Source organism: Curvibacter gracilis ATCC BAA-807, from assembly GCF_000518645.1.
GTDB lineage: Bacteria > Pseudomonadota > Gammaproteobacteria > Burkholderiales > Burkholderiaceae_C > Curvibacter > Curvibacter gracilis.
In genome coordinates this window covers 1-21,375 of the sequence record NZ_JADZ01000035.1, presented here as the reverse complement: position 1 = coordinate 21,375, position 21,375 = coordinate 1, and the positions used below count along the sequence as shown (strand labels likewise).

Sequence of the window (21,375 nt, the reverse complement as noted above, 5' to 3'; positions counted from 1 at the left end):
TTTGTTGTAACAAAAAGATGTCGTCGGTCACGGGGCATCGCCTTGTTCACCCTGGGCCTTCAGGTGGGTTACGGGGCTTAGTCAGTGGCCAGCCACTGCAGCACCGCGGCTGTCTCGGTCGGGCGCACCAGCCTGGCCTTTTCCTGGCCATCGATCAGCAGGATCAGCGTCGGCCACAGCTTGACGCCGTAGGCGCGGCCCAGCGGGCGGCCAGGGCCGTCTTCCACCAGCAGGTGGCGCAGCCCGGGGTGGGCGGCCAGGGCTTCGGTCACCGGCACCTGGGCGGCGCGGCAGTGGCCGCACCAGTCGGTGCCGAACTGCAGCAGGGTGCGCCCAGGCAGGGCTTCGACCTCGGCGCGCGAGGGGGCTTCGGGTTCATAGAGTGGAAAGGCGGGCATGGTCTTCCGTTCTGGGGCCGTTCTGTGGCAAGGGGCCGGGCCGCTCAGGGGCCCGGCAGGTTCAGGGCCTGGCGCACGTCGCGCACGCTCAGCAGCTCGGACAGCACCTGGGGCGGCTGGCCCGGCCGGTAGGCCACGTAAACAGGCACGCCGCTGCGGCCCAGGGCACGCAAGGCGGTGGTGATGGCCGGGTCCTGCCGTGTCCAGTCGGCGCGCAGCAAGGCGACTTTGTTCTGAGCCATGTCGGCCAGCAAGGCCGGATTGGACAGTGTGCTGCGCTTGTTGACCTGGCAGGTCACGCACCAGGCGGCGGTGAAGTCGATGAACACCGGCCGGCCTTGGGCCACCAGGGTCTGTACCTGGGCTTCGGACCAGGGCGTCCAGGTCGTATCGGCCTGGGCGCTGTTGCCGGTCGCTTCGGCCAGGTGGGTCACCTGGGGCCCCAGGCTCCAGCCCAGCCACAGCAGCAAGGCGGCAAAAGCGGCACCCAGCACCCGCCGGGCGCGGTGGCGCAGCGTCAGCGCCCAGACGGTGGCGCTCAGGGCCACCAGCAGGGCCAGCAGGGCGCCCGCGCCGTCGATGCCGCTTTGCTGGCCCAGCACCCAGACCAGCCAGGCCACGGTGCCGAACATGGGGAAGGCCATCAACTGGCGAAACACCACCATCCAGGGGCCGGGGCGGGGCAGGCGCCGCGCCAGGCCGTGGCTCAGACCGGGCACCAGGGCCACCGCCAGGTAGGGCAGGGCCATGCCCAGGCCCAGGGCGGCGAAGATGGCCAGCGCCTCGGCGGCGGGCAGCGCCACGGCAAAGCCCAGCGAGGCGCCCATGAAGGGCGCGGTGCAGGGCGAGGCGATGGCCACGGCCAGCACGCCCGACAGGCCGGCGTCAATGACCGGGTGGCGCGCCTGCACGCCGGCCAGCCCGCTGGGCAGCCAGGCGCCGAACTCGAACACGCCTGCCAGGTTCAGCCCGACCAGGGTGAACAGGGCCGCCAGTGCCGCCACCACGCCGGGCGACTGCAGCTGAAAGCCCCAACCCAGCTGGGCACCGCCCGCGCGCAAGGCCAGCATCAGCGCCCCCAGGGCCAGAAAAGACAGCACCACCCCGCCGGTGTAGGCCAGGCCCTGCAGGCGCAGGTGGCGGGCACCGTGCTCGCCGCTGTGGCGCGAAAAGCCCAGCAGTTTGATGGCCAGCACCGGGAACACGCAGGGCATCAGGTTCAGGATCAGCCCCCCCAGCAAGGCGCCCAGCAGGGCCGGCAGCCAGGCAGAGCCCGTGCCGCTTTCGGTGGCGGGCGCTGCCTGGGTCGCGGCCTGGTTGGCCGCCAGCGCGGCGCTCAGTGCGGGCGAGACCTCGACCTTGCCGGCCACCGGCGTGGCCGGCCAGTCGCCGCGCACCGGCAGTTCGACCCGCCAGGCCGGCAGGGCCGTGCCTTCGCGTTGCAGCACCACCGCGATCTGGCTGGCTTGGCCGCTGCGCTGGGCCGACAGGGGCACCCGGGTGACCCAGGTATCGCCGTCCCAGCGCGACTCGGCCGGGGCGGCGATGTCGAGCAGCTCCGGGGTTTCAGGGTACAGGTTCAGGGGCTGGCCGCGCCAGGCCGCCGGCAGGCCGGCAATGCGCAGGCTCAGGCCATCGGCCGACACCTGGGCGGCACTCTGGCTGGCCAGTGCACCGGCCAGGGCCTGGGGCTGGGCGGCCCGCGCGGCCTCGAATGCGGGCAGGCTGGCCGCGGTGGAGCTGCCCACCGGCAGGTCCAGCCCCAGTTCGGCCTCTTCAGGAATGCATTCCTGGCGGCACACCAGCCAGCTGGCCTTGAGGCGGATCGGCAGCGTGCCCGAGGCCGCGGTCCAGCCCGGCGCCACGGTCACGGGCACCGGCAGCAGCACCGTGCCTTCGTAGCCCAGGTTGGCCAGGGCGCCGATGCGGATCTTGTGCGGCACGGGCCAGGCGATCTCGCCGGCGCTCAGGCCGGCGGGCAACTGCCAGCTCAACTGGGTGGGCAGGCCGGAGTCGCCGGGGTTCTTCCAGTAGGTGTGCCATTCGGGCTGGTGGGTGATCTGCAGGCCCAGCCACAGCGGCTGGCCCGGACCCACGCCTTGCGGCGCCAGGGCCAGCAACTCGGCCCGCACGCGCGGGGTGCTGACGCTGCTGGGCGGCGCGGCCGGGCTGGACAAGGCCGGCCGGCCGGCCCCGGCGCCGGTGCGCAGTTCGATCTGGGCCGGGGCGGTGGCGGGCAGCAGCAGGCTGGCCGCGCCCAGCAGGGCCGTGGTCAGCCGCCAGGAGCGCAAGGCGCGGAGCGTGGGATGTAAAAAGGACATGGCCGCTCTGGGAGCGGGCGCCGTGGCCGAAGTTCCGCCGATCGGGGGCTGCTGCCTCACGCTGCAAACCCCAGCACCACCCGGCGTGAGTTGGCGCTTTTCTTCTCGATCTTGGTCACCACCAGGGCGCCGATCTCGGCGGTGTTGGCCACGTGGGTGCCGCCGCAGGGCTGCAGATCGACCAGCTCCGTGCTGCCGGGCAGGGCCGCAATAGCGATGGTGCGCACCTGGCCGCTGCCCCGCGGGGGCTGCACCGACATGCTTTTGACCAGCTCGGGGTTGGCGTCCAGCTCGGCATCGCTGATGGCGCCCACCGTCACCGGCAGCGCCGCCGCCACCAGGCGCGCCAGGCCGGCGCTCAGGGTGTCCTTGTCCAGGGGCTCGGTCATGTGGAAGTCGAGCCGGGCATAGTCGGGCGTGATCGAGCAGCCGTTCACCGGTTGCGCCACCAGGTGACACAGCAGGTGGGTGGCGGTGTGAAAGCGCATCAGGCGGTGGCGGCGCTCCCAGTCGATGCGCGCCGTGAGCTCGCTGCCCGGCTGCAGCCGGGCCAGCACGGCCTCCTGCCCGGGGGCTGGCACATGCACGATGTCGGCGGTGGGCTGGCCCTGTTCGTCCTTGGCCTTGCGGGTGTCGATGATGTGCAGCGCGCTGCCGTCGGCCAGCAGCAGCTGCCCGGCGTCACCGGCCTGGCCGCCGCCCAGGGGGTAGAACACGCTGCGGTCCAGCACCACGCCGGCGTCGGTCAGGGCGGTCACGTGGGCGCTGCATTCGCGCAGCCGGGCATCTTGGCGGAACAGGTCTTGGGTCATGGGCTCGATGGTAGCGAAGCGGGCCCACCCGTGTGCGCCAAGGGGCCGGGCAGGCCCATGCCCGAGGCCTCGAAGCGCCGGGCCAGGGTGTCGACCAGCGCCCGCACCCGGGCCGGCACAAAGCGGTTGCTGGGCAGCACCGCATGCAGCGGCATGGTGATGCCCTGCCAGTCGGGCAGCAGGCGCACCAGGGCGCCACTGGCCAGGTGGGCGTGCACATCGATCTCGCTCTTGCACAGGATGCCGTGGCCCGCCAGGGCCCAGCGGTGGGCGATCTCGGCGTCGTCTGCGCTGCGCCGGCCCTGCACGCGCACCGTCAGTGATTCCTGCCCGTCGTTGCGTTCAAACGGCCACTGCAGCACCCGCCGGCCGCGGATCATGAAGCTCAGGCATTCGTGCTGCGCCAGTTCGCTGGGGTGTTGCGGGGTGCCGTGGCGGGCCAGGTAGGCGGGGGCGGCGCACACCACCCGCCGGGTGGTCAGCAAGCGGCGGGCCACCAGGCGCGAGTCGTCCAGCTCGCCGTAGCGCAGGGCCAGGTCGACCTGGTCGCGCACCACGTCGGTCAAGGTGTCGCTGACGGCCAGTTGCAGCTCGACCGCCGGGTGGTCCTGCAGAAAGTCGTCCAGCCAGTCGAGCAACACGCGCCGCGTCAGGTCGCTGGAGGCCGCCAGGCGGATGGTGCCCACCAACTGGGCCCCATCGTCGTGCAACTGGGCCTGGCCCTCGTCGAGCAGGTCCAGGGCGCGGCGGGCGTACTGGCAGAACAGCTCACCCCCCGGCGTGATGCGCATGCTGCGTGTGCTGCGCTCGAACAGGCGCACGCCCAGGCGCGACTCCAGCTTCTTGAGGGCGGCACTGGCCGCCGCAGGTGTGATGTGCAGGCGCTGTGCGCTGCGCGTCAGGCTGCCCGTGTCGGCACAGGCCAGGGCCACGCGCAGCTCGTCGATATTTTCAAGTTTCATTTGAAACTGATGCTGTTTATGGGTGGTTTATCAAATGAATATGCAGGCCTAGATTCTCCCCTTCATTACTCTTTTTGTCAGAAGGACGCATGCCATGACCTCTTCCCCCCTCATGAAAGCCGTGGGCTACCACCAGGCCTTGCCCATCGACCACCCCGAGTCGCTGCTCGATCTGCAGTTGCCCGCCCCGCAGGCGCAGAGCCTGGCGCCGCACGATCTGCTGGTGGCCGTGTCGGCCGTGTCGGTCAACCCGGTGGACACCAAGGTGCGGCGCAGCCGCGCCCCGGCCCCCGGCCAGGCCGAGGTGCTGGGCTGGGATGCGGTGGGCACGGTGCTGGCCGTGGGCCCGGCGGTCACCTTGTTCCAGCCCGGTGAGCGGGTCTGGTATGCGGGCAGCATCACCCGCCCCGGCAGCAATGCCGAGCGGCAGCTGGTGGACGAGCGCATCGCCGCGCGGGCGCCCGCCAGCCTCAGCGACGCCCAGGCCGCCGCCTTGCCGCTGACGGCCATCACCGCCTGGGAGCTGCTGTTCGATCGCCTGGGGGTGCCGCTGCAGGCCGATGGGCAAGGCGGCGCCGGGCAGACCCTGCTGGTGCTGGGCGCCGGCGGCGGGGTGGGCTCCATCCTGCTGCAGCTGGCCCGTCGGCTCACGGCCCTGACCGTGGTGGCCACCGCGTCGCGCCCCGAGACGCGCCAGTGGTGCGAGGCCCTGGGGGCCCATGCCGTGATCGACCATGGCCAGCCCCTGCTCCCGCAGTTGCAGGCGCTGGGCCATACCGAGGTGCCGCTGGTGGCTTCGCTGACCCACACCGGCGACTATTTCCCGCAACTGGTCGAGCTGCTGGCGCCCCAGGGTCGGCTGGGCTTGATCGATGAGCTGGCGCCGGGCGAACTCGATGTGATGGCCCTCAAGCCCAAGTGCCTGAGCCTGCATTGGGAGATGATGTTTGCGCGCAGCCGCTTCGGCACGCCCGACCAGATCGAGCAGCACCGCCTGCTCAGCCGCGTGGCCGAGTTGGTCGATGCCGGCCAGTTGCGCAGCACCGAAGGCGAAAACATGGGGCCCATCAATGCGGCCAACCTGCGCCGGGCCCATGCCCACGTGGAATCAGGGCGCGCCCGCGGCAAGGTCGTGTTGCAGGGCTGGGCCTGATCCCGGGGCCCGCTGGGGCTCGGTGGCTGGCGTCTCGGTGGGCCAGCGTCGGCCCAGCCAGGAGCTCATGGCGGCGGCGGGCATGGGGCGGGCGAACAGAAAGCCCTGCAGGGTGTCGCAGCCCATGTCGGCCAGCAGGGCGGCCTGGGCCTGGGTTTCCACGCCCTCGGCCACCACGTGCAGCTTCAGGGTGGCGGCCATGGCCACGATGGCGGCCACCAGTTGCTGGTTGCCGGCGTCCTGCTGCAGTTCGGCCACAAAAGAGCGGTCGACCTTGAGTGTGTCGACCGGGAACTGCCGCAGGTAGCCCAGGCTGGAGTAGCCGGTGCCGAAGTCATCCAGCGCCGCTTTCACGCCCACCGCCTTCAGCCGTTGCAGGGCCTCGCGGGTCTGCTCGGGGTGGCTCATCAGGGACGCCTCGGTGATCTCAAGCTCCAGCAGGGCCGGGTTGATGTGGTGGCGGCCGGCCTGGGCCAGCACCTGCTCGACAAAGCCCGGCGCAGCAAACTGCAGCGGCGAGACATTGACGCACAGGCGCTGCACCGGCAGGCCCAGGTCCTGCCATTGGCGCAATTGGGCGCAGGCCTGCTCCAGCACCTGTTCGCCCAGTGCCACGATCAGGCCGCTTTCTTCGGCCACCGGGATGAATTGCCCCGGGCCCCAGCACGCCTCAGGCCCGCGCTGCCAGCGCACCAGGGCTTCGGCCCCGATCACCGCGCCATCGCGGGCCCGCACCAGGGGCTGGTAGTGCACGATGAATTCGCGCTCTGCAATGCCCCGGCGGATGTCCTGCTCCAGCTGCAGGCGCACGGTGGCGGCCTCGTCCAGTGCCCGCGAGAAGAAGTGGTAGCGGTTGCGCCCCTCCCGCTTGGCACGGTACATGGCGGTGTCGGCATGCTTCATGAGCAGTTCCACGTTCTCGCCATCGGCGGGGAACAGCGCCAGGCCCAGGCTGACCGACATGTTCATGTCGCGCCCCGCGATCAGACAGGGGCGGGCCACTTCGGTCAGCACCTTCTCGGCCACGGCGCTCAGGTCTTGCGGGCTCTGGATATCGCCGATCAGCATGACGAACTCGTCGCCACCCAGGCGGCAGATGGTGTCGCAGGTGCGCAGTGTGGTCTTGAGGCGACGCGCCATTTCGCGCAGCAGCTCGTCCCCTGCGGCGTGGCCCAGCGAGTCGTTGACGTGCTTGAAGTGGTCCAGGTCAAGGAACATCACGCCAAAGCCCCCGCCCTCGCGGCGGCTGCGCTCGCAGGCCTGCTGGATGCGGTCTTGCAGCAGCACGCGGTTGGGCAGGTCGGTCAGGGCGTCGTGGTGGGCCAGGTGGGCCATGCGCTGCTCCAGCGCACGGGCTTCGCGCACGTCCTGGAACACCATCACGGCGCCACGCAACTGGCCGTGCGGGTCGAAGATGGGCGACACCGCGTGCTGGATCGGGTGGTGTTGCCCCGACAGGCCACGCATCAGCGCTTCGCGGGGCAGGCCGGAGCCGCGGCCGGTGCGCAGGCAGCGCAGCACCGGGTTGTCGATGCGCAAGCGGGTTTCGGGGTCGAGCAGCACCAGGGTCTGGTCGAAGGCATGCCCCAGCGCGCTCTGGCGCTGCACGCCCAGCAAGGCTTCGGCCACGGGGTTGAGGTACTGGATGCGGCCTTCGGCATCGCAGGCCACCACCCCGTCGCCGATGGAGTGCAGGGTCACTTCGATGAACTCGCGCTGGGCCGCGAAATGGGCCAGACGCTGGTTCTCGGTCACATCCTCGATCACCGCCAGCGCGCGCGTGGCCTGGCCGCGCGCGTTGCGCTCCCACACGGCCGACAGGCGCGATTCGATCAGCTCGCCCCGGCCGGTGACCCAGCGGCAGGCCACGTCCCGGCACTGGCCACGCTGCAGCAGCTCGGGCAGCACATGGGCCTGGATGTGCTGGGCCGATTCGGCCGGCATGAAATCGGTGAAGGGCTGGCCCAGCACTTCGGGCCCTGAGCGCCCGAGCTTGTGGAGCCAGAGATCGCTCACACTCAGCAGGCGCCCGTCGGGCAGAAAGGACATCATCAGCGCCGGGGTGTGGCTGTACAGGGTGCGCAGCCGGCGTTCGCTGCTGCGCAGTTCGCGCAGGCTGCGACGGTAGCCCTCCATGGCACTGGCCAGCAAGGTGGGGGGCACCACCACGGCCAGGATGGGCAGGTAGAACAGCACATGCTCCCAGTGCAAGGTGGTGGGCGGTGGGATCAACAGGCCCAGGCCGATCTGAGCCCCTGTCAGCACCGACACCAGCAGGCAGGCACTGGCCGTCACCGCAAAGCCACCCCGCAGGGCGGCCAGGGCCAGGGGCAGGGTGATGTAGACAAAGGGAAAGGGCACGCTCACCGGCACCACCAGGGCCACGGCCGCGCTCAGCAGCAGCAGCGAGCCGTTTTCGAGGGTGCACACCTGGCGCCAAAGAGTGCGCAGGCCATGCATCAGCACGAACAGCATGAGCGGCAGCATGGAGATGGCGCCGATCAGGCTGCCCTCCAGCCAGCGCGGCCACAGGAAGCCGAACGTGGCCGACGTGCTGCCGGCCAGCATGGCCGCTCCCAGGGTGGCGCCCACCAGCGCCGGCACCAGGCCCGCGTTCAGCAGGATCAGCAGCAGGCGTGCCGGGCTGCTCAACAGATCGATGTCGCCCTTCACCCGGCGCAGCGCCTGCGCTGCCAGGCCCACTTCGATCAGGTTGGGCAGCACAAAGGCCACGGCGGCATGCCAGTCTTCCACCAGCAGCAGATTGGCGCCCAGGTTGCCCAGGATCAGCGCGGGCAGCAGCACCCAGGCTTCACGCGCCGGTCGGCGCGCCACCTGCAAGGCACCGGCCATGTTGGCAAACCACAAGGTGGCCACGCTGCCCGGCAGACGAGACAAGGCAATGCTCATGGCGGCCAGCAGGGCATACAGCAGGGCGCCTGAGAGGGCGGCACCCCACAGGCTGTAGCGCCCTGCCGGCGGGCCGGAGGGCTCGGGCTCCAGCTCGCTGAAGGCGGAGATGTCGGGCTCAGGTGGCGTCGGCATCCGGGCTCCTGCGCATCTGGGTCACCACCAGGCCGAGCACGGCCACCGCCGCCAGGCCCAGCCCCACTCGGCGCAGCCACACCGCGCGCGGGTCGTCGCTGCTTTGCTGACGCCCGTCGAGCCAGCGTTGACGCAGTGACTGGCGCCGGGTTTCCGGAAGGCGGCGCAGGCTCTCCTCCAGCACCCGCCCGATGTCCGGCCGGGACTTGGGAAAGGCGAAACTCAGCGGGTATTCGAAGCCGATGGCCGCGTTCACCTGAATCCCGCGCAGCCCCAGCCGGTCGGCCGCAAAATGCACGCTCGCCACATCGGCCACCACCGCCCCCACCTGGCCCGAACGCAGCAGGCGCAGGCCTTCGCTGTCGTCGTCCACCGGCGTCCATTGCACCTCGGGGTACTTTTCGCGCACAAAGGTTTCCACGGCATAGCCACGGCCCACGGCCACAGGCCGGCCACGGAAGTCGCTCAGCGACTGGGGGTCCCGGCTGGGCAGGGTGACCAGCACCGCGGGCACCGTGACATAGGGGCGGGTGAAGCCCAGAAACTCGGCCCGCTCCGGGGTGGGGCGCAGCGAGGAGATCAGGTCGACCTGCCCTTGCCGGGCCGCCTCCAGGATGGATGCCAGGGGTTGGGCTGGCAGGGTGTCGATCTGGAGTTCGCCATGGGCCGCCATGGCCGTCAGGAAGTCGGCCGACAGGCCTTCCACCTGTCCCTCGTCGGTCAGGTAGATGAACGGTCCGTAGTCCTTTTCAGGCGCGAAGCGCAGGCGAAAGGCTTCGCCGGCCCAGCCAGGCTGAGCCAGCATCAGCAGCGCCCAGCTCAGAAAGACATGGCACAGCCCAGCCAGCAAACGGCCGCCTGGATGATGATTTTTTTGAACTCCCCTGCCCTGCATGATTGGCGGCCTTCCTGGAACGGACCCGACGACACCGGTTCGGACAGCCCCATTCTGGGTGAATCAAAAAATTGTTACAAGATGGAAATAGGCGCTATGTCAAGGTCATATGTCTCGTTTTCCCTTATCAGCGACCGGCGGCGGGTAAGGGGAGGGCGGTTTTGTAGCGCACCTGCTTGAGGGCGAAGCTGGAGCGGATCTTCTCCACACCCGGAATCGGCGTGAGTTGTTCGAGGATGAAGCGCTCCAGGGCGGCGATGTCGGTCACGGCCACGCGGATCAGGTAGTCGCTGTCGCCGGTCATGAGGTAGCACTCCATGACCTCGTCGTGCTCGCAGATGCGCTGCTCGAAGTCGGCCAACGCGGCCTTGCTCTGGGTGCGCAGGCTGATCGAGATGAACACATTGAGCCCCAGCCCCAGCGCCGCCGCACTGGCCAGCGCCACGTAGCGCGAGATGACGCCCGATTGCTCCATCGCCTTGACGCGGGCCAGGCAGGGCGAGGGCGACAGATGCACGCGTCGGGCCAGTTCGACGTTCGACAGGGCGCCATCGGCCTGCAGTTCGGCCAGGATGCGAAGGTCCAGGGTGTCGAGCTTCATGTGCTTGGTATTTTTGGTTGTGCAGCATATTGTGCTGCGTTGATGTGTTTTTGTGGCTTGATTTGGCGGCTCATTCTGCGGCCATTTCTCTAAAGTACCGAGCTATGAACGCACCTGCCGACCCCCGTCTCCTGCAGCTCAGTGATGGCCTCCCCGATGCCGACCCGACCGAGACCGCCGAATGGCGTGAGGCCTTCGAGTCCCTGGTGCAGACCCAGGGGCCGGAGCGCGCCCGCTTCGTGCTGGACGAGCTGGCGCGCCTGGCCCGGGCGCACCAGACCGGCTGGCGCCCCGGGCTCAACACAGCCTATGTGAACACGGTGCCGGTGGGGCAGCAACCGCCCTTCCCGGGTGATCTGGCCGTCGAGGAGCGACTCGCCTCCCTGATGCGCTGGAACGCCCTGGCCATGGTGGTGCGCGCCAACCAGGTGGAAACCGGCGGCTCGGCCGAGCTGGGCGGTCACATTGCCAGCTACGCCAGCGCGGCCGACCTGTTCGAGGTGGGGTTCAACCACTTCTTCCATGCGCGCCAGGGCCTGGGCCCGGGCCAGCACCGCGGTGATCTGGTGTTCTTCCAGCCGCACAGTGCCCCCGGGGTGTATGCCCGCGCCTTCCTCGAAGGCCGCCTGCAGGAGGCCGACCTGATGCACTACCGCCAGGAGATCTCGGCCCCGGCGGCCGGCGCCCAGGGCCTGAGCAGCTACCCCCACCCGTGGCTGATGCCCGAGTTCTGGCAGTTCCCCACCGGCTCGATGGGCCTGGGGCCGATCAGCTCGATCTACCACGCGCGTTTCATGCGCTACCTGTCGCACCGGCAGTTGCTGGACTGCAGTGGGCGCAAGGTGTGGGGCGTGTTCGGTGATGGCGAGATGGACGAGCCCGAGAGCATGAGCGCCCTGACCCTGGCCGCCCGCGAGGGCCTGGACAACCTGGTCTGGGTGGTCAACTGCAATCTGCAGCGGCTCGATGGCCCGGTGCGCGGCAACGGCCGCATCATCGACGAACTGGAGCGCCTGTTTGCCGGCGCCGGCTGGAACGTGGTCAAGCTGGTCTGGGGCAGTGACTGGGACGGCTTGTTTGCGCGCGACATCACCGGCGCCCTGGCCCGCGCCCTGTCGGCCACGGTGGACGGTCAGATGCAGACCTTCGCCGCCAAGGACGGCCGTTTCAACCGCGACAACTTCTTCGGCCAGAACCCCGAACTGGCCGCGCTGGCCATGGGCCTGACCGACGAGCAGATCGACCGCCTCAAGCGCGGCGGGCACGATCTGGTCAAGATCCACGCCGCCTATGCCGCGGCCGCTGCGCACCGCGGCCAGCCCACCGTGATCCTGGCCCACACCAAGAAGGGCTATGGCATGGGCACGGCCGGTCAAGGCAAGATGACCACGCACAGCCAGAAGAAGCTCGACGAAGACGACCTGATCGAGTACCGCAACCGCTTCCAGCTGCCGCTCAGCGATGAGCAGGCCAGGTCGCTGACCTTTTACAAGCCTGCGCCCGACAGTGCCGAGATGCGCTACCTGCAGCAGCGCCGGGCCACCCTGGGGGGCTACCTGCCGCGCCGCGAAGCCGCCTGCGCGGTGGTGCCGGTGCCCGAGCTGTCCCGCTACGGGCAGTTTGCCCTGCAGCCCGAGGGCAAGGAGATGAGCACCACCATGGCCTTTGTGCGCATGCTGGGCAACCTGCTCAAAGACCCGCAGCTGGGCCCGCGCATCGTGCCCATCGTGGCCGACGAGGCGCGCACCTTCGGCATGGCCAATCTGTTCAAGCAGGTGGGCATCTACAGCAGCGTGGGCCAGCGTTATGCCCCCGAAGACATCGGCTCGGTGCTGAGCTACCGCGAGGCCCTGGACGGCCAGATCCTCGAAGAAGGCATCAGCGAGGCCGGCGCCATCGCCAGCTGGACGGCGGCGGCCACCAGCTACAGCGTGCACGGCCTGGCCATGCTGCCCTTCTACATCTATTACTCGATGTTCGGCTTTCAGCGCGTGGGCGACGCCATCTGGGCCGCGGCCGACCAGCGCGCCCGCGGCTTTCTGCTGGGTGCCACCTCGGGCCGCACCACGCTGGGCGGCGAAGGCCTGCAGCACCAGGACGGCAGCAGCCACCTGGTGGCGGCCACCATCCCCAACTGCAAGGCCTACGACCCGGCCTACGCGGGCGAGCTGGCCGTGATCATCGACCAGGGCATGCGCGAGATGTTGGTCGAGCAGCAAGACGTTTTTTATTACCTCACCCTGATGAACGAGAACTACGCCCAAGCCGACCTGCCCGAAGGCGCGTCGCAGGGCGTGTTGCGCGGCGCCTACCGGCTGCAGCGCATCCCCGGCACGGCCACCCACAAGGTGACCCTGCTCGGCTCGGGCGCCATCCTCACCGAGGTGGTCAAGGCCGCGCAACAACTGGCGGCCGAGGGTTTCAGTGTGGACGTGATCAGCGTCACCAGCTGGAGCGAACTGGCCCGTGACGGCCAGGCCTGCGAGGCCCGGGCCCTGGCCGGTGAATCCGAGCCCGGCACTCCGTGGCTGACGGCCCTGCTGGCCGACACCGAAGGCCCGGTCATTGCCGCCACCGACTACGTGCGCGCCGTGCCCGAGAGCGTGCGCGCCTGGGTGCCGGCCGGGCGCCGCTATGTCACCTTGGGCACCGACGGTTTCGGCCGCAGCGACACCCGAGCCGCCTTGCGTGCCTTCTTTGGCGTGGACGCCGCCCAGGTGGCGCGGGTGGCGCGGCAGGTGGTGGGCTGAGCACAGAGGACTTCATCAATCCTGTCGGCTCAGCAACTCCTGGAGCTTGCGTTGCAGCAGTTTCTTGTCGGGCAACTGGGTCTGGTACTGGGCGATCATGGCGGGTGACAAACTGCGGTTCAGCGCGTATTCGACCACCTCGTCGTCCTGGCTGGCGCACAGCAATACGCCAATGGCGGGGTTTTCGTGGGGCTTGCGATGGTCTCGGTCCAGGGCCTCCAGGTAGAAGTTGAGCTTGCCTAAATGTTCCGGTTCGAATCGACCCACTTTCAACTCAATCGCCACCAGGCTGTTCAAGCCCCGGTGAAAGAGCAGTAGGTCAATCGCGAAGTCTTGTCGACCCACCTGTAAGGGAAACTGTGTGCCGACGAAACAGAAGTCTCGTCCCAGTTCGATCAAGAAGTCGCGCAACTGGGCCAGCAGGCCCGCGTGCAGATCGGCTTCACTGTGCTGCGCTGGCAGGCCCAGAAACTCGACCAGGTAACTGTCTTTGAAGACGGATAAAGCCTGAGGGTGGTGGTGACTGAGTGCGGCAGTTGCCCTGACGGGACTGAGCATGCGGCGCTCGAACAAGGCACTTTTGAGTTGGCGCATGAGTTCCCGTTTGCTCCAGCATTCCTGGGCTGTCATCTGCAGGTAGAACAGCTTTTCTTCGGGGTGTTTGCTCTGGGCCAGTATGAGCAGATGGTGTGACCAGGGTATTTGTCTCACCAGTGGTGAGACTGTTGGTGCATCGCGATAGGCCTCATGAAATTGCCGCATTCTGAAAAGGTTGGGTCGGGTGAAGCCGCGCAGCCCCGGGTGTTCTTGGGCAATTCGATGGGCGAGTTTGTCGACCACACCCGTTCCCCATTCGGCTGAAGCGATCTTGCGGCTGATGATGCCGCCGATCTGCCAATACAGATCGATCAGCGCGGTGTTCACCGCTTGCACAGCCTGCTGCCTGGCCTGGGAGATCAATGCCAGGACAACTCGAAATTCGTCAGTTTCAAGCGTGCTGTGAATGGGTTGTGGGTGGTGTTTCACGGGCATGGGCCCCACTGTGCCCCTCCTCCCGGTCGAGGCCCAGAGGCTGGCGCCGAGGTGTTGGCTGCCAGTGCTGGACGGGTCAGGGGCTCAGCCCAGGCTGGCGTGGATGCTGTCGCGCACCCGGGGGTAGATCTGCTGGTTCCACTTGCGACCGCTGAACACGCCGTAGTGGCCCACGCCGGTCTGCACATGGTGGTTCTTCAGGTAGGGGCGCACGCTTTTGCACAGGTCTTGTGCGGCCACGGTCTGGCCGATGGCGCAGATGTCGTCGCGCTCCCCCTCGACCGTGAGCAGGGCCGTGCGCCGGACGGCGGCGGGGTTGACGCGGCGGCCTTGGTAGTGGAGCTGGCCCACGGCCAGGTCGTAGGTCTGGAACACCTTCTCCACCGTCTCCAGGTAGAACTCGGCGGGCAGGTCGTTCACCGCCAGGTACTCTTCGTAGAAGGTCTTGATGGTGTCGGCCTCGTCGAGCCGGCCTTCCAGGATGTGCTGGTAGAGGTGCTCGAACGATTGTTGATGGCGCTCCAGGTTCATGCTCATGAAGGCGCTGAGCTGCACGAAGCCCGGGTACACGCGGCGCATGAAGCCGCGGTGCGGCAGTGGCACATGGCTGATCAGGTTCTTTTCAAACCACTCGATCGGTTTGCTGGTGGCCAGGCGGTTCACTTCGGTGGGGTTGACGCGGCAGTCCACCGGGCCGGCCATCAGGGTCAGGCTGCGCGGCTGGGCGGGGTCGTCGTCTTCGGCCAGCAAGGCGGTGGCGGCCAAGGCCGCCACGCAGGGCTGGCACACGGCCACCAGGTGGGTGCCGGGGCCGATGTGCTGCAGGAACAGCATCATGTAGCGGATGTAGTCGTCCAGCCCGAAAGCGCCTTCGCGCAGGGCCACGTCGCGGGCGTTGTGCCAATCGGTGATGTAGACGTCGTGGTCCTGCAGCAGGGTGCGCACGGTTTCGCGCAGCAGGGTGGCAAAGTGGCCCGACAGCGGCGCGGCCAGCAGCACCGGCGGTTGGGTGGGCAGGCCGGCGGCCGGGTCTTTGGCAAAGTGCAGCAGGGTGCCGAAGGGCAGGGTGTGCGCCACCCGCTCGGTGATGGCCACGCGCTGTTCGCCGATCTGCACCGCCTCGATGCCATAGGCCGGCCGGCTGTGCGTGAGCCTCAGGCGCGAGAACACCTCGCCGGCGGCCGCCATCTGGCGCAGCACCGTGCGTTCGGTGCCGGGCACCATGAACGCCGAGCCCACGGCCTGGGCCATCAGGCGCAGCGGGGACATCAGGTCAGACTGGAGTTGGTAGGCCTGATACAGCATGGCAATCTTTCGGTGGGTGTTGCCGGGGCGAAGGCAAGTTGCGGGCCAAGGCCCAGGGCTGGCGGCATGGCACGGGGCTTGCACAGCCGCTGGACCAACAGGAGCAAGCCATGGCCAAAGCGGTTTTGACGATCAGCAGCAAGAACTACGGTGCCTGGGCCTTGCGCGGCTGGCTGATGGCGAAGCTGGCGGGGCTGGCCTTCACCGAAAAGGTGATTTCGCCCGACGACCCCGACATGAAGGCCGAGATGCTGCTGTTGTCGGCGTCGATGCGGGTGCCGGCCCTGGACCACGATGGCCTCTATGTGTGGGACACCCTGGCCATTGGCGAATACCTCAACGAAATCAAGCCCCATGCCGGCCTGTTGCCGGCCGATCGCGCGGCCCGAGCCCATTGCCGGGCCATCTGTGGCGAGATGCATTCGGGCTTCAGCGCGCTGCGCTCGTCCCTGCCCATGAACATCAAGGCGCATTTCCCGGGCTTCAAGCTGTGGTCGCGCGCGCAGACCGACATCGACCGCATCACCACCATCTGGACCGAGTGCCTGCAGCGCTATGGCGGCCCCTATCTGTTCGGTGCCCAGCCCTGCATCGCCGACGCCATGTTCGCGCCGGTGGTGACCCGTTTTCTGACCTACGACGTGGCGCTGGACCCGGTGTGTGCCGCCTATTGCCAGACGATCATGGCCCTGCCCGCCATGAAAGAGTGGGTGGCGGCCGCGGCCCTGGAGCCCGATGAGATCGACGAATTGGACGCCGAGTTCTGACCCTTGGGTGCCCGGCTCCGGTGCACCCGCCCCAGGCGGGTGCATGCCGGGCTTCACGCCCAGGGGGTGGGCGCCGGGATGGGGCAGACGGCAGGCACGTCCACCGTCTTGAAATCGGCCGGCGACACGATCTCGAGGTACTCCATGTCGGGTGAGTAGTCGAACAGGTAATGCCGGATGCCCGGGCGCTGGTGCACGCAGTCACCGGCCTGCACCAGGGTTTCCTGGTCTTCGTACATGAAGCGTGCCCAGCCCTTGAGCATGATGACGATCTGGAAATCGGCCTCATGCCGGTGCCAACCCGTGCCGGCTTCGGGCGCCATGTTGGCCTTCACCAGGTGGGCGATCACCTTGCCGTGCGTGGCCGCGGCCACGCCCAGGTCCCGGTACAGGAAGAAGTCGCGCAATCCGCCGCTGACGTAGTCGTTGTCGCCAGGCTTGACGTGGGAGAACAGGGTTGAGGTTCGGTCCAGCATGAAAGGCTCCTATCGAGGGTTGGAAAAGAGGCCAGAAGACCCCGCGTGATGTCACTCGATCGCACACCACGGGGGTATTGCTGCGATGCAGCATCAAGCACGAAGCATTCCTGGGTTGTGGGGCATTTTTCGGGGTGTTTTGCGCCAGATCGGTGCCTGATGGGCACACGGAGGGCCCGGCGCGAGGCGCGTGACAGCAGGATGGGCGGGAATTGGCTAGAGTGGTCGGCGGTGCATTTCCCGTTTTCCGCATCCTGTTTCCAAAGCCCCAACCAGTGAGACAAATCCGTGAACACACCCACTTCCTTTGCCCGATTCGGCAGCGGCCAGGCCGTGCTGCGCCTCGAAGACGAAGGTCTGCTCAAGGGGGCAGGCCGTTATGCCGACGACTTCAGCCTGCCCGGCCAGACCCATTTGGCGTTTCAGCGCTCGCCTTACCCCCATGCGCGCATCGTGAGCATCGACATCTCCGGGGCGCTGGGTCTGCCCGGGGTGCTGGGCGTCTACACCGGGGCTGATCTGGTGCAGGCCGGCGTCAAGCCGCTGCCGGGCAACGCCGGTTTCAAGCGGGCCGATGGTGTGGCGGCCTCGCCACCGCGCCACCCGCTGGCCCACGAGCGGGTGCGCTATGTCGGCGAGGCCGTGGTGGCGGTGGTGGCCGAAACGCCCCAGCAGGCCCGAGATGCGGCCGAGGCGGTGTTCGTTGAATACGACGAGTTGCCCATGGTGGTGAACCTCGACGACGCCATCAGCGCGGGCGCCCCAAGTCTGTGCCCCGAGGCCCCCGACAACATCGCGGCCGAGATGCAGCATGGCAACCCGGCCGCCTGTGCCGCGGCCTTTGCCCAGGCCGCCCATGTGGTGGCGCTGGAGGTGGTCAACCAGCGCCTGGCGGCCCTCACGCTGGAGCCGCGCACCGTGCTGGCCTACCCCGATCCTGCCGATGGGCGCCTGACCCTGCGCATGAGCACCCAGATGCCCTCGGGCGTGCGTGACACCCTGATCGCCGTGCTGGGCCTGCCGCGCGAGCGCCTGCGGGTGGTGGTGGGCGATGTGGGCGGCGGCTTCGGCATGAAGACGGGGGCCTACCCCGAAGACATGGTGGTGGCCTGGAGTGCCCAGCGCCTGCAGCGCCCCGTGAAATGGGTGGCCGAGCGCAGCGAGGAGTTCCTGTCGTCCAGCCATGGCCGTGATCTGCAGACCCGGGCCGAGCTGGCCCTGGCCGCCGACGGCAAGATCCTGGGCCTGCGGCTGCGCTCGCTGGCCAATGTGGGGGCCTATGCCACCGGCACCGGGGTGGCCATCCAGTTGTTGATCGGCCCCTGGGTGCAGACCAGCGTGTACGACATCCAGACCATCGACTTCCATTTCAAGGCGGTGCTGACCAACACCGCGCCCACCGGGGCCTACCGCGGTGCAGGCCGGCCCGAGGCCATCTTCACGATGGAGCGCCTGATGGACGAGGCGGCCCGGCAGACCGGCATCGACCGGGTCGCCCTGCGTCGTCGCAACTTCATCCAGCCCGAGCAGATGCCCTACAAAAACCCCATGGGGCAGACCTACGACACCGGCTGCTTCGAGAAGGTCATGGACCAGGCCCTGGCCCAGGCCGATTGGGCCGGCTTCGAGGCGCGGGCGGCGGCTTCGCGTCAGAAGGGCCTGCTGCGCGGCCAGGGCATCGCCACCTTCCTGGAGTGGACGGGGGGCAATGTGTTCGAGGAACGCGTCACCGTGACGGTGCTGCCGGACGACACCATCGAGGTCTTCTCGGCGGTGAACGCCATGGGCCAGGGCATTGCCACCACGCTGGCGCAGTTGGTGGTGGATGTGTTCGGTGTGCCGATCACCCAGGTGCGCGTGGTGCTGGGCGACACCGACCGAGGCGACGGCTTTGGCAGTGCGGGCTCACGCTCGCTGTTCACTGGCGGCTCGGCCGTGCGGGTGGGGGCCGAGCGCACCATCGAGCATGCCAAGACCCTGGCGGCGGCCGAGCTGGAGGTGGCGGCCGAAGACATTTCTTATGAAGGCGGTCGTTTCAGTGTGAAAGGCACCGATCTGGGGATCGACCTGTTTGCACTGGCACGGGCCCAGAGCGAGCAGCGCATCCACATCGACTCGACCAGCACGGTGTCGGGCCCCACCTGGCCGAATGGCTGCCATGTCTGCGAAGTGGAGCTGGATCCGCAGACGGGTGACTTGCAGGTGGTGGCCTACTCCTCGGTCAACGATGTGGGGCGGGTGGTGAACCCGCTCATCGTGCGTGGACAGCTCGACGGCGGGGCGGTGCAAGGCCTGGGGCAGGCCATGAGCGAGCACCTGTTGTACGACCGCGAAACCGGTCAACTGGTCACCGGCAGCCTGATGGATTACGCAGCACCCCGGGCCGATCTGGCGCCCGATTTCCGCACCACGATGGACGAATCCACCCCATGCAAGAACAACCCTCTGGGTGTCAAGGGCGTGGGTGAACTGGGCACCATCGGCGCCACCCCCACCTTGGTGAATGCCGTGGCCGATGCCCTGGCGCGGGCTGGCCATGCCGATGCGGCACCAAGACTGCAGATGCCGCTGTCGTCGAGTCGGCTGTGGGCCCTCTTGCAAACCGAGGCGGCCTGACCATGAAAAAAGCCCCTCGCGGCTGCGAGGGGCTTGAACTTGGAGAAACCAGGACCCGGGTGCCGGGCAGCGGCGATCGCGGGTCCGATCGGGCGGGCCGATCAGAAGGCGTGACGCACGCCCACCATCAGGTTGGAGCGGGTGGTCAGCGTGGTCGGGGCGCCGAACAGGTCCGAACCGGCCGAGATGGCGGTCGCCGAATAACCGCTGTTTTGCTTGGAGCGATCCACATAGGTGTAGACCATGGTGCGCTTGCTCAGCGAGTAGGTCAGGCCCAGGGCCAGGGTGTTGCGGCTGCCGTTCACGTTGGTGGTCGACTTGGTCTTGTCGTTGTAGTACGTACCCACCAGGCCCACCAGCGGGGCCACTTCGTAGTTCACGCCCAGGGTGGCGACGTCGCTCTTGGCGCCGGTGCTCAGCTTGGTGTCCATGTAGTTGAAGAACACGCGGGCCGGGCCGAAGCCGTAGTTGGCACCGATCATGGCGTTGGAGGTGCTGCCCAGGTTGGTGCTGGCCGAGGCGTTCACGTCAAACTTCTGGTAAGCCGCGCCCACCAGCAGGGGGCCGGCGGTGTAGTTGGCTTGCAGGCCGTTCAGCTGCCCGGCCGAGGTGGAACCCGACACGTTGCCAAAGCCGTGCATGGCGGCGAAGTTCACGCCGGCGATGTTCTTGGCATAGCGAACGGCGTTGTTCTGACGGAAGGTGCCGTAGGCCAGGTAGAAGCCCGACTCGTTCACGTTGGAGATGCCCCACAGCGGGTCGAAGTTGCCATAGTGCTCGAACAGCGGGGTGTACTGACGGCCCACGGTCAGCTGGCCGAAGTCACCGCCCAGGCCCACGAAGGCTTGACGACCGAAAGCCAGGCCACCTTGACCGCGGCTGCCATCATTGGGGTTGAAGCCAGCTTCCAGGGTGAACAGCGAGTACAGACCGCCGCCCAGGTCTTCCTTGCCCTTGAAACCGTAACGGCTGCCGCTGATCGAGCCCGAAGTGACTGCGTTCAGGTTGCCGCCCGCGGCGGTGGCATTGGTCTGGTGCTGGTAGGCGGTGTCGATCACGCCGTACAGGGTGACGCTCGATTGAGCAAAGGCCGAGCCCATGCTCAGGGCGAGGGCGGTCATCAGAAATGTCTTTTTCATTGCAAATCCTGTGTTCAGGTGGGGCAGGGGTGAGTCAGAGGGGCCGCATCGCGCCGCGTCTGGGTGCATCCGACCAGGAAGGCACCAAGATGAGGCGAAATGGTTTTTCGCCCACAAATAAATGTCTTTGACGACAGGTGGCGGATTTTAGAGACAGGTTTGCATTTCGTAACTTCGGTCTGTGGGGTTTTTGTTACAGCTTGATGCCAATTAGCGCACTTCAAGTGACATCATTTTTTCTGATGCTTGGCGGGCGGCTGTGCCGGCGTGGCGGCAGACGTGGATTCGAAACTTCCAACGGAACGGGCGGCAGATCGGTGTCGGATCTATTAACGCAGCTGCTGGTCCATGAATCGAAGTGATGCAAGAGGGCTTTAAGGGCATCTCCCGACAAAGCTGGCCCGGAAATTGAAATACCTTCCACCGCCGCCTTCTATCGGCGTTTATTACTGATTCGGAGTTCATCCATGCAATTGAAGTTGACACTTACCGCTGTTGCCGCACTGGCAGTTCTGGCAGGCGCTGCCTCGGCACAAGACGTTCAGGTCGTGAAGATCGGCCACGTCGCCCCGATGTCGGGTGCCCAGGCCCACTACGGCAAGGACAACGAGAACGGCGCCCGCATGGCCGTTGAAGACCTGAACACGCAAAACATCGTGATCGGTGGCAAGAAGATCAAGTGGGAACTGGCCGCTGAAGACGACGCAGCCGATCCGAAGCAAGGCACCGCAGCGGCACAGAAGCTGTGCGACGCCAAGGTCGCCGGCGTGGTTGGTCACCTGAACTCGGGCACCACCATCCCGGCCGCCAAGGTGTACAACGACTGCGGCATCCCGCACATCACCGGTGCCGCCACCAACCCCAACCTGACCAAGCCCGGCTACAAGACCACCTACCGCATCATCTCGAATGACAATGCGCTGGGCGCCGGCCTGGCCTTCTACGCTGCGGACACCCTGAAGCTCAAGCGCGTGGCCGTGATCGACGACCGCACCGCCTACGGCCAGGGCGTGGCCGATGTGTTCAAGAAGATCGCCGCCAGCAAGGGCATCACCGTGGTGGACGAGCAGTTCACCACCGACAAGGCCACCGACTTCATGGCC

At 67.7% G+C, this 21,375-nt stretch carries 16 protein-coding genes; 5 read left to right on the top strand and 11 right to left on the bottom strand.

What is annotated here, in order from left to right; translation table 11 throughout:
* Window positions 1-77: 77 nt before the first annotated feature.
* The 4 genes from L880_RS33140 to L880_RS0121970 are packed head-to-tail and all read right to left on the bottom strand — an operon-like array spanning window position 78 to window position 4,493.
* Window positions 78-398: a thioredoxin family protein gene (locus L880_RS33140; RefSeq protein WP_043330235.1), complete on the bottom strand. Its 321-nt coding sequence runs from the start codon at window positions 396-398 to the stop codon at window positions 78-80.
* Window positions 399-442: 44 nt separating this feature from the next.
* A complete protein-coding gene (locus tag L880_RS0121980) occupies window positions 443-2,719 on the bottom strand; it encodes a protein-disulfide reductase DsbD family protein (RefSeq protein ID WP_245615294.1) in 2,277 nt (758 codons plus the stop codon).
* A gap of 56 nt (window positions 2,720-2,775) precedes the next feature.
* On the bottom strand, window positions 2,776-3,531 hold the full coding sequence (locus tag L880_RS0121975) for an alanyl-tRNA editing protein (RefSeq protein ID WP_027477511.1): 756 nt from the start codon (window positions 3,529-3,531) through the stop codon (window positions 2,776-2,778).
* Complete coding sequence (locus L880_RS0121970) at window positions 3,528-4,493, bottom strand: LysR family transcriptional regulator (protein WP_027477510.1); 966 nt, start codon at window positions 4,491-4,493, stop codon at window positions 3,528-3,530. Before L880_RS0121970 ends, L880_RS0121975 begins: the two co-directional genes overlap by 4 nt.
* Before the next feature lie 112 nt (window positions 4,494-4,605).
* On the opposite strand from L880_RS0121970, the gene L880_RS0121965 reads away from it, so the two are divergent.
* Complete coding sequence (locus tag L880_RS0121965) at window positions 4,606-5,646, top strand: zinc-binding alcohol dehydrogenase family protein (RefSeq protein WP_027477509.1); 1,041 nt, start codon at window positions 4,606-4,608, stop codon at window positions 5,644-5,646.
* On the opposite strand, the gene L880_RS34505 is transcribed toward L880_RS0121965, so the two are convergent.
* From L880_RS34505 to L880_RS0121950, 3 genes are all read right to left on the bottom strand, one after another.
* Entirely contained in the window at window positions 5,602-8,691 is a 3,090-nt protein-coding gene (locus L880_RS34505; protein ID WP_051443510.1) for a bifunctional diguanylate cyclase/phosphodiesterase, read from the bottom strand. The two genes, L880_RS0121965 and L880_RS34505, sit on opposite strands and share 45 nt — an antisense overlap.
* Window positions 8,675-9,496: a transporter substrate-binding domain-containing protein gene (locus L880_RS33130; RefSeq protein WP_169737794.1), complete on the bottom strand. Its 822-nt coding sequence runs from the start codon at window positions 9,494-9,496 to the stop codon at window positions 8,675-8,677. Before L880_RS33130 ends, L880_RS34505 begins: the two co-directional genes overlap by 17 nt.
* Before the next feature lie 217 nt (window positions 9,497-9,713).
* Window positions 9,714-10,187, bottom strand: coding sequence for an Lrp/AsnC family transcriptional regulator (locus tag L880_RS0121950; protein ID WP_027477508.1), 474 nt, complete (start codon window positions 10,185-10,187; stop codon window positions 9,714-9,716).
* Between the two features lie 104 nt (window positions 10,188-10,291).
* Between L880_RS0121950 and mdeB the strand changes: the two genes are divergently transcribed.
* Complete coding sequence (gene mdeB, locus L880_RS0121945) at window positions 10,292-12,937, top strand: alpha-ketoglutarate dehydrogenase (protein WP_027477507.1); 2,646 nt, start codon at window positions 10,292-10,294, stop codon at window positions 12,935-12,937.
* Window positions 12,938-12,952: 15 nt separating this feature from the next.
* Here mdeB and L880_RS0121940 read toward each other — a convergent pair whose 3' ends face one another.
* Both L880_RS0121940 and L880_RS0121935 read right to left on the bottom strand, forming a co-directional pair.
* Window positions 12,953-13,969: a PDDEXK nuclease domain-containing protein gene (locus L880_RS0121940; RefSeq protein ID WP_084461526.1), complete on the bottom strand. Its 1,017-nt coding sequence runs from the start codon at window positions 13,967-13,969 to the stop codon at window positions 12,953-12,955.
* A gap of 84 nt (window positions 13,970-14,053) precedes the next feature.
* Window positions 14,054-15,274, bottom strand: a complete 1,221-nt coding sequence (locus L880_RS0121935) for a polyhydroxyalkanoate depolymerase (protein WP_027477505.1) — start codon at window positions 15,272-15,274, stop codon at window positions 14,054-14,056.
* A gap of 110 nt (window positions 15,275-15,384) precedes the next feature.
* On the opposite strand from L880_RS0121935, the gene L880_RS0121930 reads away from it, so the two are divergent.
* A complete protein-coding gene (locus L880_RS0121930) occupies window positions 15,385-16,041 on the top strand; it encodes a glutathione S-transferase (RefSeq protein WP_027477504.1) in 657 nt (218 codons plus the stop codon).
* A 53-nt stretch (window positions 16,042-16,094) separates the two neighbouring features.
* Here the strand turns inward: L880_RS0121930 and L880_RS0121925 are convergent, their stop codons facing one another.
* The gene (locus L880_RS0121925; protein WP_027477503.1) at window positions 16,095-16,517 is read right to left on the bottom strand and encodes a cupin domain-containing protein; all 423 of its coding nucleotides are present in this window, start codon (window positions 16,515-16,517) and stop codon (window positions 16,095-16,097) included.
* A gap of 288 nt (window positions 16,518-16,805) precedes the next feature.
* Between L880_RS0121925 and L880_RS0121920 the strand changes: the two genes are divergently transcribed.
* Window positions 16,806-19,133, top strand: coding sequence for a xanthine dehydrogenase family protein molybdopterin-binding subunit (locus L880_RS0121920; protein ID WP_027477502.1), 2,328 nt, complete (start codon window positions 16,806-16,808; stop codon window positions 19,131-19,133).
* A 101-nt stretch (window positions 19,134-19,234) separates the two neighbouring features.
* Here the strand turns inward: L880_RS0121920 and L880_RS0121915 are convergent, their stop codons facing one another.
* Complete coding sequence (locus L880_RS0121915) at window positions 19,235-20,272, bottom strand: porin (RefSeq protein WP_027477501.1); 1,038 nt, start codon at window positions 20,270-20,272, stop codon at window positions 19,235-19,237.
* Between the two features lie 467 nt (window positions 20,273-20,739).
* On the opposite strand from L880_RS0121915, the gene L880_RS0121910 reads away from it, so the two are divergent.
* On the top strand, window positions 20,740-21,375 hold a 636-nt coding region (locus tag L880_RS0121910), incomplete at its 3' end, for a branched-chain amino acid ABC transporter substrate-binding protein (RefSeq protein ID WP_043330242.1).

Coding starts and splice junctions, on each gene's coding strand:
- L880_RS0121975 (WP_027477511.1), bottom strand. CDS start 3,531: ATGACCCAAGACCTGTTCCGCCAAGATGCCCGGCTGCGCGAATGCAGC.
- mdeB (WP_027477507.1), top strand. CDS start 10,292: ATGAACGCACCTGCCGACCCCCGTCTCCTGCAGCTCAGTGATGGCCTC.
- L880_RS0121950 (WP_027477508.1), bottom strand. CDS start 10,187: ATGAAGCTCGACACCCTGGACCTTCGCATCCTGGCCGAACTGCAGGCC.
- L880_RS0121935 (WP_027477505.1), bottom strand. CDS start 15,274: ATGCTGTATCAGGCCTACCAACTCCAGTCTGACCTGATGTCCCCGCTG.
- L880_RS0121915 (WP_027477501.1), bottom strand. CDS start 20,272: ATGAAAAAGACATTTCTGATGACCGCCCTCGCCCTGAGCATGGGCTCG.
- L880_RS0121940 (WP_084461526.1), bottom strand. CDS start 13,969: ATGCCCGTGAAACACCACCCACAACCCATTCACAGCACGCTTGAAACT.
- L880_RS0121980 (WP_245615294.1), bottom strand. CDS start 2,719: ATGTCCTTTTTACATCCCACGCTCCGCGCCTTGCGCTCCTGGCGGCTG.
- L880_RS0121925 (WP_027477503.1), bottom strand. CDS start 16,517: ATGCTGGACCGAACCTCAACCCTGTTCTCCCACGTCAAGCCTGGCGAC.
- L880_RS0121970 (WP_027477510.1), bottom strand. CDS start 4,493: ATGAAACTTGAAAATATCGACGAGCTGCGCGTGGCCCTGGCCTGTGCC.
- L880_RS34505 (WP_051443510.1), bottom strand. CDS start 8,691: ATGCCGACGCCACCTGAGCCCGACATCTCCGCCTTCAGCGAGCTGGAG.
- L880_RS0121965 (WP_027477509.1), top strand. CDS start 4,606: ATGAAAGCCGTGGGCTACCACCAGGCCTTGCCCATCGACCACCCCGAG.
- L880_RS33140 (WP_043330235.1), bottom strand. CDS start 398: ATGCCCGCCTTTCCACTCTATGAACCCGAAGCCCCCTCGCGCGCCGAG.
- L880_RS0121930 (WP_027477504.1), top strand. CDS start 15,385: ATGGCCAAAGCGGTTTTGACGATCAGCAGCAAGAACTACGGTGCCTGG.
- L880_RS33130 (WP_169737794.1), bottom strand. CDS start 9,496: ATGCTGGCTCAGCCTGGCTGGGCCGGCGAAGCCTTTCGCCTGCGCTTC.